Source organism: Globicatella sanguinis NBRC 15551 (assembly GCF_001552295.1).
GTDB lineage: Bacteria > Bacillota > Bacilli > Lactobacillales > Aerococcaceae > Globicatella > Globicatella sanguinis.
In genome coordinates, this window is sequence record NZ_BCQX01000057.1 from 1 (window position 1) to 14,137 (window position 14,137).

The 14,137-nt window shown below is 33.5% G+C and carries 12 protein-coding genes and 2 pseudogenes; 12 read left to right on the forward strand and 2 right to left on the reverse strand.

What is annotated here, in order from left to right; all coding sequences use genetic code 11:
- Positions 1 to 303: 303 nt before the first annotated feature.
- From GSA01S_RS06115 to GSA01S_RS06140, 6 genes are all read left to right on the forward strand, one after another.
- On the forward strand, positions 304 to 978 hold the full coding sequence (locus GSA01S_RS06115) for a response regulator transcription factor (RefSeq protein WP_066125848.1): 675 nt from the start codon (positions 304 to 306) through the stop codon (positions 976 to 978).
- A gap of 196 nt (positions 979 to 1,174) precedes the next feature.
- Positions 1,175 to 2,506: a sensor histidine kinase gene (locus GSA01S_RS06120; protein WP_066125850.1), complete on the forward strand. Its 1,332-nt coding sequence runs from the start codon at positions 1,175 to 1,177 to the stop codon at positions 2,504 to 2,506.
- Between the two features lie 950 nt (positions 2,507 to 3,456).
- Positions 3,457 to 3,822 carry a TIGR02328 family protein gene (locus tag GSA01S_RS06125; RefSeq protein ID WP_066125852.1) on the forward strand — a complete coding sequence of 122 codons (366 nt, stop codon included), beginning with the start codon at positions 3,457 to 3,459 and terminating at the stop codon, positions 3,820 to 3,822.
- A gap of 526 nt (positions 3,823 to 4,348) precedes the next feature.
- Positions 4,349 to 5,137, forward strand: coding sequence for a TspO-related membrane protein (locus GSA01S_RS06130; protein ID WP_066125853.1), 789 nt, complete (start codon positions 4,349 to 4,351; stop codon positions 5,135 to 5,137).
- Between the two features lie 512 nt (positions 5,138 to 5,649).
- Positions 5,650 to 7,026, forward strand: a complete 1,377-nt coding sequence (rlmD, locus tag GSA01S_RS06135) for a 23S rRNA (uracil(1939)-C(5))-methyltransferase RlmD (RefSeq protein ID WP_066125855.1) — start codon at positions 5,650 to 5,652, stop codon at positions 7,024 to 7,026.
- 310 nt (positions 7,027 to 7,336) lie between these two features.
- Positions 7,337 to 8,707 (forward strand): ISL3 family transposase, encoded by a 1,371-nt coding sequence (locus GSA01S_RS06140; RefSeq protein ID WP_006701371.1) that lies wholly within the window; start codon positions 7,337 to 7,339, stop codon positions 8,705 to 8,707.
- Between the two features lie 128 nt (positions 8,708 to 8,835).
- Here the strand turns inward: GSA01S_RS06140 and GSA01S_RS06145 are convergent, their stop codons facing one another.
- The gene (locus tag GSA01S_RS06145) at positions 8,836 to 9,345 is read right to left on the reverse strand and encodes a hypothetical protein (RefSeq protein WP_066125857.1); all 510 of its coding nucleotides are present in this window, start codon (positions 9,343 to 9,345) and stop codon (positions 8,836 to 8,838) included.
- A gap of 4 nt (positions 9,346 to 9,349) precedes the next feature.
- On the reverse strand, positions 9,350 to 9,715 hold the full coding sequence (locus tag GSA01S_RS06150) for a hypothetical protein (protein ID WP_066125859.1): 366 nt from the start codon (positions 9,713 to 9,715) through the stop codon (positions 9,350 to 9,352).
- Between the two features lie 606 nt (positions 9,716 to 10,321).
- Between GSA01S_RS06150 and GSA01S_RS06160 the strand changes: the two genes are divergently transcribed.
- The 6 genes and pseudogenes from GSA01S_RS06160 to GSA01S_RS10975 all read left to right on the forward strand — a co-directional run.
- Positions 10,322 to 10,525, forward strand: a complete 204-nt coding sequence (locus GSA01S_RS06160; protein WP_066125863.1) for a hypothetical protein — start codon at positions 10,322 to 10,324, stop codon at positions 10,523 to 10,525.
- The gene (locus GSA01S_RS06165; protein ID WP_143740045.1) at positions 10,512 to 10,823 is read left to right on the forward strand and encodes a hypothetical protein; all 312 of its coding nucleotides are present in this window, start codon (positions 10,512 to 10,514) and stop codon (positions 10,821 to 10,823) included. The genes GSA01S_RS06160 and GSA01S_RS06165 overlap by 14 nt, the downstream gene beginning before the upstream one ends.
- 910 nt (positions 10,824 to 11,733) lie before the next feature.
- Entirely contained in the window at positions 11,734 to 12,321 is a 588-nt protein-coding gene (locus GSA01S_RS06170; RefSeq protein WP_066125867.1) for a type IV toxin-antitoxin system AbiEi family antitoxin domain-containing protein, read from the forward strand.
- Between the two features lie 146 nt (positions 12,322 to 12,467).
- On the forward strand, positions 12,468 to 13,316 hold the full coding sequence (locus GSA01S_RS06175; protein ID WP_066125868.1) for an AraC family transcriptional regulator: 849 nt from the start codon (positions 12,468 to 12,470) through the stop codon (positions 13,314 to 13,316).
- Between the two features lie 75 nt (positions 13,317 to 13,391).
- A pseudogene (locus GSA01S_RS06180) lies at positions 13,392 to 13,846 on the forward strand (nucleotidyl transferase AbiEii/AbiGii toxin family protein); the annotation flags it as partial.
- 173 nt (positions 13,847 to 14,019) lie between these two features.
- Positions 14,020 to 14,137, forward strand: a pseudogene (locus GSA01S_RS10975) (helix-turn-helix domain-containing protein); the annotation flags it as partial.

The window sequence follows — 14,137 nt, forward strand, 5'->3', positions numbered from 1 at the left end:
GGCTCCTTTGTCAGCTAATGATTATTATTATATCGTTTTTTTGATACAATGAATACAACTAGATGAACCAGACCGTGGTGAACGAAGGTATCGTGTATGTGATCCGCGCTTTTAAGCAAGTTGAGCAAAAGAAAAAACTATCCACTTAACGTCAAAAGAAGCCTATTTTTGGCATAAAAGTAGGGATTGAATCAATAAGAACGCAATGATAATCTGTGGTTTTAATTAAATTTTAGGTGTTTATTTTACAATTGAAATGTTAATATGGCCTATCTGAGAATAGTAGAGAGAAGAGGGATTAAGATGAAACTGTTATTAGCAGAAGATGAAAAAGATCTTGCTAAAGGATTGAAAGCAATTCTTGAACATAATAAATATATAGTGGATGTGGTTCATGATGGTGAAGATGCTTTATACTATGCTCAATCTGAACATTATGATTGTCTGATTTTGGACGTGATGATGCCGAAAAAATCTGGATTTGAAGTACTTTTTCAATTAAGAAAAGAAGGCAATCAAACACCTATTTTACTATTAACGGCCAAAAACCAATTAGAAGATAAAGTAACCGGACTCGATTTAGGAGCTGATGATTACTTGACGAAACCTTTTGATACACCAGAGTTATTAGCACGAATACGTTCGATTTTACGTCGCCCAAATAATTTTGTTTCTGAGATTTTAACGGTTGGAGATTGTATTTTAGACCGCAGTAATTATCAACTCCAAGCCAATGGCAAACAAGTGACGTTAAATAACAAAGAATTCCAATTGATTGAGATGTTCTTTTTAAATAATAACCAAGTTCTATCCAAAGAATTAATCATGGATCGTATTTGGGGGCTGGATTCAGAAGCCGAAATCAATGTCGTTTGGGTGAATATTTCTTCATTACGTAAAAAATTACAACAATTAAATTCAAAGTTGAAAATTTCTGCACAACGAGGATTAGGCTATACTTTAGAAGTGGAAGAATAATTGAGCGAAGAAAAGAAAAAGGTAGAGTGGGCAAGAAGTAGAAAATCTCATGATGGTCACTTTGTTTATTACCTCGCAGATTATAAAATTGGGCTAAAGATTATCTCAATTCATAACGAAACGATACAATGACGATAAATACTCTGGAATAAAATAAGATAATAGGGAGTTTGAATGCGAATGAAGGTGAAACGAATTGATTAATGAGATGAAACGCCGCTTTATGATTGTGTCAATGGGATCTTTTACCGTCGTAATGCTCATTTTGTTTTTAGTCTTAAATGGTTTCAATTATGCGCAAGTCATTAGTCGACAAGAGCAACAGACACTCGACTTCGTTGAAATGCAATTGGGTATCAATCAACGTGAGATTACTTTAAATAATGGCGCCACCGTCCTGATCGAACCCACGCCCAAAATTCGTAATAACACCTTCAATTTTGAAAACTTCTTTGGTTTAAATAAAGAGGAACGAGAAACCCGTGATATGATTGATTTTTTCTATGTTGTATTTGATAGCGAGGGGAAAATCAACCAAACAACGATTGGTATCGGAGAAAATATTACTGACGCAGCTGCTCAAGAAGCCGCCACCGAAATCTATGGACAAGAGCTTACTCATGGCTGGTCAGGTTATTATCGCTTTATGAAGAGAGTATTGTTAGATGGACGAACGATAGTGATGTATGTAGACTCTTTTGCCGAAATTGAAATGATTGTGCGTTTTTTAAGTTTATCGGCAGGGGTTTTCGCCATATTGTTAATTGTCGTGTATTTATTATTGGCTTATTTCTCTAAAAAAGCCATTATGCCATTAGTAAAAAATATTGAACGTCAAAAAGAATTTATCAGCAATGCTAGCCACGAAATCAAAACACCTTTGGCTGTCTTATCGACAAATAATGATGTGATGGAAATGATTGGCAATAAAAATGAATGGACCGAAAGTAATCGTAATCAAATTAAACGTTTGAATATGTTGATTGAGCAAATGTTGCTTTTAGCTCGTTTTGATGAAGGTAAAAATACCATTGAAATGACAAAGGTCAACTTAACAGATTTAATAAAAAATGAAATGAATGAATTGAGTACTTTAATTAAAGAGAATGACAAAACGATTTTGATAGAATTACCGGATAATTTAGTCGAAACAACAGATGAAGCAAGTGTTCGTCAATTAACCACTATTTTATTAGACAATGCGGTTAAATATCATGTAGGAAATGACCCGATTATCATCAAATGGCACTCATCAAAACATGAATTATGGTTTGAAAATGCATGTGACCCGATGACCGAAGAAGAACGTAAACAATTGTTTGAAAGGTTTTATCGACGTGATACAGCTCGCAACCGAGAACAAGGTGGTAGCGGAATGGGCTTGTCAATTGCAGCAGCAGTTGCAAAAGCAGCGGGGTTAAAACTGACAACCGAGTTAATCAATCCATCACGTATCGCATTTAAAATTGGTTTTAATGGTCACAGTAAAGATAGTTGGCAAATTAAACAACGCTTGTTTAAAAAATAAGCAAGACCGAGAGGCTAGGATGAGACGAAAGTTTATTCTTGGCCTCTTATTTTATTTAATGGGAAGCATGAGAAGTTATGTAAGGATTTATTGATAATAATGTCAGAGAAAAGTAATGCGCTAGCTATAGAGACAAGTATCTTTATTCGACTATCATCGTAAAGTTTCTGTGATAATCCTTCATTACAATGTTTCTTATAAATATTATAAGAATTGTCCCGAAAAAGGTTAAAAAAGAGCGCTCGCCAATCGGGTTCTCAGACTCATAGTTTAACTAATATTATCAATTAAGTTAAAGACTTAAAAATGAAGGTTTCTCTAAAAACTAGAATTGCTATAATATAAGAGAAGTTAGAAATATTCCTAGATTCACAAGTAAAAACTAGATAGATAAATCATAATTTTAGTATTTAGACAGTCTTATCGTGTATACTTAAGGCAACATTTATCTATTTCACTATTAAAAAATAATTTAATAATCAAAATTGAAAGCAATGTCTAAAGATTTTAATTTAGGACTAAAAACTATCAAGATACATATCGTTTTCCTATCATTAGATTATATAACCATCAATGTATTTAAATTAAAGAATTAGTTGATTGTTTAAACGGGGAACAACCAATTTAAAATGATATGTTAGAACTAATTAAACAGATACAATAGCAAAAGATAGTAAAAATGCTGTGCTTTTTATTTAAAACCAAATAATAACAATGGAAAGTGGACAAGAGTAGAAAATGAGATAATTTCCGCTTCAAATTCTTCCTACGACACCGTTAATCCGTTACCAAATAAGACTTTAAAACGCTGTTTGGTGCCACTTCATCACTTTAAGTATCATTAACCAGCACGCACTTGACTGCATTTATTAAGTTTATGCGCAGTCATATTTTAAAAGAAAATCGCAGTTGAGTTAGTTGACAATTAGAATAATATGGAGGTAAGGATAATGAGATTATGGCACGAAAAGATAATACCACTGCTTCCTAGGAATCAATTACTCGGCCAACATCGAGAATGTTGCGCTTTAAGAGGAAATGGATGGGGGAAGAAACATGAGACGGTTGATTACGTATTTTTATATACACCTTACCACTTGTACCAATACCATTTATTAGTAATGAATGAAATGGAGCAAAGAGGGTACAATGTATCTCAAGAATGGAAAGATAAAAATTATAGAGGAAAAAATGCAAAAGAGTATCAGAATCTTAAAGAGGAATCTATTAATAATCCCATTTATAAAGAGCATAATGACTCTTATTTATCTGAATGTCTGAAAAATTTAGAAGCAAAAGGAATGCAAATCTTGTAAAGAAATGAAATATTTTATCAAGTGCCAGAAAATATTTGTGCCTTATAACAAGAAACAGTATTACCAATGGATATAAAATTGGTAAAATGAAAGAAGCAAATTGCATCTCATGATTAAAAGCGACGATTAAATTAAAAGCTTCAGAGACTGTTCTGATTCATTAACTAAATAAAGTTATTTCTATGTTTAGATAAGTCAAAGAGTTTGTAATGAAAAGGCGAAGCTATGAAATTTTTTTACAGAGTATTCATCCAATAAAAAGGCTCTATTTTTTTTGCGAAAGAAATCATCCGAATGTATTTACTATTTTAAACTGGGATATTTAGAAGTAAGTAAGTCATGTTTCTCATGATGACTAATTAGTCTGCACACATTATCTTACTATTGAGCCGTTATCACAGAAGCCCTTAAATCGTAGTTTGATAGCATTTAATCACAGAGGTTACAATTATCAAACACGTTTGCAATTGATTTTATTATCTTGATGCCTAGCCACTATACAATATTTTTAACAAGGAGATGTAATATGAAAAATTTAAGTACACGGACAAAAGCATGGATTAACTTAATGGCCTTTTTAATAAGTTTAGGTGTCAATACCTTAGGTGCCTTAGGCCAATTCAATGGTATGAGCCAAAAAGCAGTTTCTGATAAGTACCATACACTGACCACACCGGCGCCCATTACTTTTTCAATTTGGAGTGTCATCTATCTATTGCTTTTAATCACTCTGATTGTGATGATTATAAAAGCGAAAGACAAAGCATATAAAAAAATGATAGATATTTTATCTCCAATTTTTCTTATAAGTTGTATCTTTAATATATTGTGGATTGTAAGTTTTTCTTACGAAAAAATAGGCATTTCAACACTATTAATATTCGGGTTACTTTTTAGTTTGACAACAATTAACAAAAAATTACTTCAACATAAACGAGAAATTCCCTATCGACTTGCCAGCATCACTTTTGGCCTTTATGCAGGTTGGGTAACGATTGCTACAGTTGTCAATATTGCTAGTTACTTAGTCAGCATCAGTTGGAATGGTTTAGGGATAGAACCAATTATTTGGGCACCGATGACCTTGATTATTTCTTTAGTGATTGTTACTGCTATAATGATGAATTTAAAAAATGCGCTCTATTCATTACCAGTAGCATGGGAATTTTTTGGAATATTAATGGAAATCGACCGATTAGCAGACTCACTAAATTATGGACCTTATATGAAACCCGTTATTATGGTGGGTATCTTCTTTTTATTGTTTCTTTCTATCAAGCAATTTAAACAAAACAATTATGATGTAATTATTTAGGAGCACAAATTGTGGTAATAAAGTTATTTCTTGATACTTGACTTTTATTGTGGACATTATAAGACAAATAAAAGACATTATCTGATAAAGATTCCTTGATATTTTAATGAGAGGAATCTTTTTTTGGTGGAAAAATCGCTAGCATGTCATAACAGTTATTCTAGTGAAATATGTGGAATGAATCCGATAAGCTAAAGCTTTTAATCAAAAAAATTTACAACCAATTTTGGAATAAACAATTTAGAAAGTTTAACCATAACTACTGGAATTACTTTCAAAGTCACTGCTTGACGAGTGGCGTTTCCCCTTTGTCATAAGGTTAAATTTTTATCTCAAAAACATACTAGAAGTAATACCATAGGCTTAGATCTAAAAAAGTATTGTTTTGAGGAACAATTTAAAGTATAGTCAGATGATTCTGATAGAGCCTTCGTAAGTATGAAGGGGATTGCACATTGAATTTAACCTAAAAGTAAGGTATTCTAAAGAAAATGAAAGAGGAGTGAAATCGCGTGTCAAAAAATAAAAACTTTAAGAAAAACCAAGAGGTAGTGGGACTCGTTGAAGATTTAACTTCAGAAGGGTTAGGCGTGATTCGGGTGGACGGATTTCCATTATTCGTTGAAGGCGCGATTCCTGGAGAAATTGTTCATGCCAAAATCATGAAAGCGACCAAAAACTTCGGTTTCGCTCGCTTAGTTGAAATAGAAAATCCGGCTTATGATCGTCGAGAAATTATCGACCCCATCGGTCGTCAAATCGGTACGATGACCTTGCAACATATGAGTTATGATTTACAACTTGCCTTTAAGCAAGAGACAGTGCGAAATGCCTTTCGTAAATTAGGCGGTTTTAAAAATATTGACGTGCGCATGACTTTAGGAATGAGTCATCCATGGGAATATCGTAACAAAGCGCAAATTCCAACTAGAATGGTGAATGGTCAGTTAGAGACGGGATTTTTTAGAAAGAATTCTCATGATTTAGTTCCAGTCGAAAATTTTTATATTCAGCATCATGAGATTGACCGCGCGATTGTAGTAGTAAAAAATATTTTACGCCAATTTAAAGTTGAAGCTTATAACGAAGAAAATCATTCAGGCATGATGCGCCATATTATTATCAAACGTGGACATTATACGGGTGAAATGATGGTGATTCTCGTTATCAATCAAAAAACAATGCCGCAAGCTGAAGCGATTACCAATGAAATTATGGTACAATTACCCGAAGTTGTTTCGGTGATATTGAATCTCCAAGATAAAAAGACCAATGTCATTATGGGACCAGAGTCCCGCGTATTGGCTGGTGAAGGTGAGTATCGCGATCAAATGTTAGGCAAGCAATTCTTTATTTCGGCGCATTCATTCTATCAAGTGAATTCCCCACAAGCAGAAGTGCTTTACCAAGAAGCGATTAAAGCAGCAGCAATTAAAGATACCGACACCGTATTAGATGCTTATTGTGGTATTGGGACTATTTCCTTAGCCCTAGCGGATCACGCCAAACAAGTTTATGCCATGGAAATTGTTCCACAAGCAATTGAAATGGCCAAGAAAAATGCTGAGTATAATTATGTCGATAATGTGATTTTTGAAGCTGGAAAAGCTGAAGAAGTTCTACCAAAATGGAACCAAGAAGGCGTTCAATTTGATGTCGTGGTCGTCGACCCACCACGTAAGGGATTAGACCCTGAATTTGTCAAAAGTGTCATTGAACAAGCACCGGAACGTATCGCTTATGTCAGCTGTAACCCAGCAACTTGTGCCAGAGATTGCCGATTATTTGCGGATGCCGGCTACAGATTGGAATATGTACAACCAGTTGATTTATTCCCGCAGACCGTGCATGTTGAGACTGTAGTATTGATTGAAAAAGTTAAGTTATAAACCGCATAAGAACGGGGTCTCTAGATGTTTAATGGATGTCTAGGGACCTCGTTATTTGCTTGGGAAGTAGAAATTTTGACCTAGAAGATGATTTGCTGAGGGAAAATAGGGGTTGGTATGTGGGAACAGGTCGATTGGTGCGATAAGGTGGAAAAATGATAACGAGCAACCTGATACAATTTAATAGGTTCTATAATAAATGATGTTGGTGAGTGAAAACTCATTGGCATCATTTTTTATTTTATATTGAAAAAGAGCCATAGAATTCCTAAAATGTAAGTGCTAATCAAACATTAGAAAGGAAGTTCCTATGACTCAGAACCATTGTATCGCAAAATTGTTAAAAATTGAAGACCCACATATCAAATTAGAAGACCAAGTGGAAACCGTTCGCCATAAGAATCGTAATGAAATCCATTTAATTGGCACTTTAACCTACCGGCCTACAGCTTGTCAGCACTGTGGTGCTACCAATCATTCAAGTGCAGATATCATCAACCACGGATTTGTAAAGTCCAAGCTTCTTCTAGGTCAACTAGACTTTCAAGCGATTCGTTTAGTTTTGAAGAAGCAACGATTCTATTGTAAGCATTGTCAGCACACCTTTACTGCTCAGACAGATCTGGTGGATGCGCATTCCTTTATTAGTAAGCGAATCAAGCACATGATCCTTTTTGAACTGGCTCAAACACAGTCCATGTCCTTGATTGCTCAACACTTCAACGTATCCGTGACCACGGTGATTCGTATACTTGAAGAGAGTTTAGAAGCAGAGAAGAGCTACCGTCCACATCTACCTCAACATCTAGCTATTGATGAATTTAAATCTGTTAAATCAGCTGTTGGAGCCATGTCCTGCGTGCTTGTTAATAATCATAAGCATACTCTTTTTGATGTCTTAGAAGATCGCACGCAAAAGACCCTCGAAGCTTATTTTATGCGCTATTCTCTACAAGAGCGTCGAAAAGTGAAGACGATTACTATTGATATGTACAGTCCTTACTATAAATTCTTCCAAGAGCTCTTTCCTGATGCCAAAATGATTATTGATCGCTTCCATGTCATCCAACTACTGAATCGGACCTTAAATCAAATACGAGTGAAGGTGATGAATCACCTCAAGACAAAACGTCCACGTGATTATCGAAAGCTCAAGCAAGAGTGGAAGTTAATCCTCAAAAATAGCGAAACGTTAGACTTTACCAACTATTACGCTCATCGTCTTTATGAGGGAGTTATGACTGAGAAAATGCGAGTGGACTATTTGATTCAGTTAGATCCTCGCTTGAGGCAAGCTTATGACTGGGTCAATCGGATGAAGTTTGCCGTCAATCACCATCATGACTCGGAAATTGAATACTTGTTAGAAGAAAGCCGAAAATATACCTTCTCTCGTCCACTTCGTAAGAGCTTTAATACCATTAAGCGCTATCTCGAAGGAATCAAGAAAGCTTGTCATTACACCTTATCTAATGGCTATATTGAAGGAGTTAACAATAAAATCAAGCTCGTTAAACGAACCGGTTACGGTTACCGTCGCTTTGACCATCTCAAGGCTCGCATTATCCTGACTCAAAAACTAACATCCGAAGGCAAGCTAATCCTACGCCCCTTAACATTTAAAGAAGAAAAGCAACAAGAAAAAGAAAAGGAAGAAGCTAATATACATTCTGCTGCTTAGTTAGCTGCTTAGTTAATAGATAGCACAATAAAAACCCAGAGAAAAATTCTCTGGGCAGGAAATTCTCCACCAACATCATTTGACAGAGAACCATTTTTTCTTCCATCAACCCTATAAATTATAGAACCTTATTCAATTAAAGTAAACTGATTCCCCAGCTTATCTGAAATCTTTCCGTCTTCTAAAATTTCGAATGTATATAGCGTATCATCTTTATAGCGGATAGTTAGTTGATTACCTTCCAGTTCATAATCGGGATTGATCACCTCTAGTTGAAAGGTTGGAAAGACACCTCGATAGGAAAAGTTAATGTTTAACGCTGGATAGGTTCCTGAATTATTATTTTGAGGTATCTCGTCATCTTCTAAGAGGGCGAGTGCATCTTCATTGGTATAGTGATTTCTCCAATTTAGTAAAAATTCAACATAAATATCTTCTTCGCCATTAAATATATTCTCATTATCAATTATTACACCAAACATATTTTTTTGAATTTCAAAGCCTTTTAAAATGGAATCTTGACGGTTTAATTCATAGTAACCGAAGAAATCATCTATTTCCTGAGCATTCGCTTTATAGCTAGGCATTAAGCTAAGAAAACAGAAGAAGGATAAAAAAAGAAGGGCTACTCGTTTCATATTATTATTTCACCTCCTTTAATTTTCTAGCTGGAATGGGATAGGGCTTGCCTTCTGGATATAAATATCCTTCATAGGTATAATATCCACCTGCAGATTTATACCAGTTGATTGATAAATATCCCCTATAAATTCCATCTTTTCTCGCAACTGACATATAATATGGATTTCCTAAATTAGTATCTACGGTAAAATCCCACCATATTTTCGAAGGAGGTAATGGGGCATTAGGGTTGAAACTTCTATCTTGTGGTTCCACAAATACATTAGCTAATACATTATATTCTTCTGCCAATACATTATTTGTTGGAATAACTATCGTACTAAGTATGCTAGATGTAATAATTAATTTATTGATTGTTTTTTTCATTTATTCCACCTCTATAATTGATAATGGAGCATAAGGACCTATGAGGCCAGAGTAAGTCACCACGTAATCGGATGGGCTAATATACCAATTTGTAACGGGCAATTGTCCTCGGTATACTCCATCGTTATAATTATACACTGTGGGGAAAGGGTTATATCTAGGTGAATATATATCTATATTATAAACACTTCTACTATAATATCTTGTAATACTTTTCCTTAATGCCATTTTTTCTATTATTTCCGGATTCGATATATCCTGCGTTGCATCATTTATTCTTTGGGCAGAAACGATAGACAGAGGTTTTATTAAGAGACTTGCGAACAATAACAATGATAAAAGTTTTTTCATAGTTTTCTTCCCTTCCAATGATATATAGTCTTGAATATCAAATTTAAGTATACTCTATAGTTATCAATCCCCAAAAATCATTCACCGAAACACAAATGCCAGTACGACAAACCAAAAATAAGATCTAATTGGTACATTACCTAAATTAAGTATAGTAAATTCTCAAGTGAATTACAAGCGTTTTCTGAATATCATTAAGGCTGAATAGATGAGTGTTCCATTATATAATATGATTAAGTACAGGGAAGAGATATTATGAAGATGGCTTCAAAATTTATTCTAGTTAAGGAAAATCAACTGACAATTATGGGTGTAGAATTTTCTTCTAATAAAAGATATCGTGCTGCCCTTTATGCCATTTTATCAAATATGATTGAGGGTTGGAAGCCGACATTACAGGATGTGAAGTTGGTAAGACAACAAACTGATGAAATTTTTGATAAATATGGCGAAGAATAACAGAGATTACCCGGACTATCAGTACGATGATCCGGGTTTAAAATATGTCTATGGTGATTCAGGTGTCCTTCGTAACAAATTTTCAATTACAGATTTGGAAGCACTTGAGCGAGTAGAACGAGAAATTACCAATCAGCGCCTGATAGAACTGTATATCCTACCAATAAAAATCTATACGATGGAAGATGTTAAGTATACTCACCGATTTATTTTTAATTCTATTTATGATTGGGCGGGAGAGTATCGTACTGTGGACATTGGAAGGGCCGTCACATGTTCATGCCTTTGTCAAGGTTAGAACAAGGTGCAGGATATATCAATTCTCTACTTGCGCAGACGTTGAATGTGTCTCATAATCGTTTAGAGGTGATTAAATGGTTAGTAGACGTGTTGGACAATCTTAATTATCTACATCCGTTTAGAGAAGGTAATGGTTGAACTCAGCGAGAAGTTGTCAGAAGTCTGGCGCTAGATAAAGGATACCGAATGGATTTCGATTTATCGGATTCGAATAATTATTCACTGTATATGAGTGGATTAGTAAATAATAGACTAGATTTATTGGAAGAACTATTTGATAAGTTAATGGTCGAGTATGATAAGCAATAGACAAGAATTACATCTAAACTTCCCACCCGACATACCGATTTCCATCCATAGTTTACCCCCGACACATGTGGAAGCTATAGCGTTGATACAAAAGATGTAAATTTAGAAATCCTGCATTTTAAGCAGTTTTATAAGCATTTTGTCTTCGATAAAGATGAAGAAGGATACGTCAAAAAGACTCAAAAAAACTACATGAACGTAAGAGTAGTTTTGCAACTGGTATGAGGAAACACAAAAAAATATAATTAACTCATTTTGTACTTTCTACAAGAGTAGCTTACAAGGCTGCTCTTTTTTTCTAAAATGTAGGTACATATAAATTTTAAAAATATCTAATAATACAAAATCTGATTTCCGAAAATCAGAAGTCCAGACATCCGAAAATCAGAAGTCCAGACATCCGAAAATCGGAATTCAAGAACTCCGAATATCGGAGAGTAACTATAATAATATTAGTAGTATTGAGTTAAGAAAGAATAATTTTAGAAAGGGAGTAAGGATTCGTTACATCCTTTTCAAAATATGAAACATTCACAAGCCAACTTTACATATTCGCTTTTATAACATATAATAAAAGCGTAAACGAGAGGAGGTGGACTATGAATACACTTAAAGAATATGTACAAGAAAATTTAGTAATCACCAACAAAGAAGCAGAAGAACTTGGATATAGTAGGCATAATTTATCAGTATTAACAAAAAGTGGGCAATTAGAAAGATTGAGACCAGGACTATATCAATTAAAAGGTAAGGTAATAGACGATTTTGTTCTAATATCATCAAATAGTAATCGAATTATATTTTCCCATCAAACAGCCCTATACCTCCACGACCTATCAGATAGAACTCCAAATGTATTTCATATATCTGTACCCCAAGGATACAATGCAAGCCATATCAAAAAAAGATATGAAGATCTACAAGTTCACTATGTAAAAAAAGATTTATACGAAATAGGAAAGACAGAAATAAAATCACCGCAAGGCAATCTCATACCAGTTTACGATATAGATCGAACAATTTGCGACATCATAATTGACAGAGAAAAAATAGATAAACAGATTTTCACAGAAGCTTTAAAAAGATACTTTAAATCACCAAATAAAAATCTAAGACGACTCATAAAATACAGTAGACTATTTAAAATAGAAGATGAAATTAGAAAATATATGGAGGTATTATCGTGATTAATATCGAGAGTATAAAGGGCAAGATAAGAAGCATGGCAGAGAAGAAAAATATTATAAACATGTGATGCTATAATATTTGTATTAGCATTATCGGGTATAATTTAATAAATCCTTGTACAATTTAAATGAAAGGTGGTGGAAATATGGATATAATGAAATCTTTTAACTTAGCAATAGACTATATTGAAGATAACTTAACTGATGAACTTGATGAAAAAGAAATAACACGGATAACAGGATATTCATTTCCAATGTTTTCAAGAATATTTTCAATCATATCAGGATATTCATTATCTGAATATATAAGGTTAAGAAAGATGACAAATGCTGCAATTGATTTAAAAAAATCAGATAAAAGAATTATAGACATCGCAATAAAATATGGTTATAATTCTCAGGATTCTTTTGCCTTAGCTTTTAAAAGTTTTCATAAGCTAACTCCAGGTCAAGTAAAAAAAGGAGAAAAGTATCAATATTTCCCAAGAATCTACTTTTCAATTTCAGTTCAAGGAGGAAATCAAATGGATATTAAAATTGAGAAAAAGAGAGCGTTTAAAGTAGCTGGTATTAAATCAGATGTGACTAAGAGTTCAAATTTCCCAAAAGTTTGGGATAGACTGGTTGAAAAAGTACCAAGAGAAAAATTTGAAGAGTTTGGTAATGGTCAAATCTTTGGCGTAGGATATGACTATGTAATGAATGAAGAAGATTCATTTATATACTTAGCTGGTTTTGATTTGACGAATGAGGTAAAAGCTGAGGAGTTAGGTTTAGATATACTCAGTATTCCTGAAAAAGAGTATGCTATTGTAAGCTTACAAGGACCTATACCAAAGTGCATTCACGAAGGTTGGAAGTATATTATTTCATATTTCTTCCCTAAAGAAGGATATAGACATGATGAAAGTCCCGATTTTGAAGTATATGGAGATGGAGACCCTAATTCAGAAGATTATAAAATGGAATTGTGGGTTCCTATAGTAAAAGAGTAATTTAAATTCATTTAACGGCATCTATCAAATGGTAGGTGCTCTTTTGATGTCTATTAGTAAAAATAGGAATGAGTAAAAAATCCAATGAAACTTGACATTACAACAGGAGATGCAATTACACCAAGGAAAATAGAATACACCTATCCCTGTATCTTTAGCCAAGAATATATAAAAAAATGGCGTACCAATTAGAAACAATTTTAGCTGAAAAATACGAAACCATAATCAGAAGAAATATAACAACAACACGAATGAGAGACTTTTATGACCTATACATCCTCTACAAATTAAAAAAAGATGATATAGATTATAAAATTTTAAAAGAAGCAATAGAAAGAACTTCCGACAAAAGAGGAAGTCAGGAGATAATCAAAGACTATGAGGAAATAATCTAGGACATAAAAGAAGATTCATACCAAAGATCCTTGTGGGAAGTATATCTGAGTGAAAATAATTATATTGGAGATCTGACTTTTGATAAGGTTGTTGATGTAGTGATAATTATTTCAAATAGAATAAATGAGATGTAATATTCCAAACACTGTTTGGAATATTACAGACAAGAAAATATTAAGTATGAGAAGTGGAATTATTCTGCTTCTTTTTTATAATTCAAATATTACTTAAAAAGAGACTATTTTCGTTCTTTAAAAAACATTTAATGGTATAATATAATAAATATAATTTTTCTACGGAGGGTATAGTGAGAACTTTTAGTTATAAAAGATTATTTAAAAAACTGATAGATTTAGACATGACAAATAATGAATTGATGAAAAAAGCAAAAGTTAGTAAAAGTACATTTTACAAAACTTGGATAG

What these genes read in the sequence shown, in the direction of transcription:
- GSA01S_RS06145 (WP_066125857.1), bottom strand. Translation starts at nt 9,345, where the DNA reads ATGAAACGAGTAGCCCTTCTTTTTTTATCCTTCTTCTGTTTTCTTAGC.
- GSA01S_RS06175 (WP_066125868.1), top strand. Translation starts at nt 12,468, where the DNA reads ATGGATATAATGAAATCTTTTAACTTAGCAATAGACTATATTGAAGAT.
- GSA01S_RS06115 (WP_066125848.1), top strand. Translation starts at nt 304, where the DNA reads ATGAAACTGTTATTAGCAGAAGATGAAAAAGATCTTGCTAAAGGATTG.
- GSA01S_RS06130 (WP_066125853.1), top strand. Translation starts at nt 4,349, where the DNA reads ATGAAAAATTTAAGTACACGGACAAAAGCATGGATTAACTTAATGGCC.
- GSA01S_RS06170 (WP_066125867.1), top strand. Translation starts at nt 11,734, where the DNA reads ATGAATACACTTAAAGAATATGTACAAGAAAATTTAGTAATCACCAAC.
- GSA01S_RS06165 (WP_143740045.1), top strand. Translation starts at nt 10,512, where the DNA reads ATGGCGAAGAATAACAGAGATTACCCGGACTATCAGTACGATGATCCG.
- GSA01S_RS06150 (WP_066125859.1), bottom strand. Translation starts at nt 9,715, where the DNA reads ATGAAAAAAACAATCAATAAATTAATTATTACATCTAGCATACTTAGT.
- GSA01S_RS06160 (WP_066125863.1), top strand. Translation starts at nt 10,322, where the DNA reads ATGAAGATGGCTTCAAAATTTATTCTAGTTAAGGAAAATCAACTGACA.
- GSA01S_RS06140 (WP_006701371.1), top strand. Translation starts at nt 7,337, where the DNA reads ATGACTCAGAACCATTGTATCGCAAAATTGTTAAAAATTGAAGACCCA.
- GSA01S_RS06125 (WP_066125852.1), top strand. Translation starts at nt 3,457, where the DNA reads ATGAGATTATGGCACGAAAAGATAATACCACTGCTTCCTAGGAATCAA.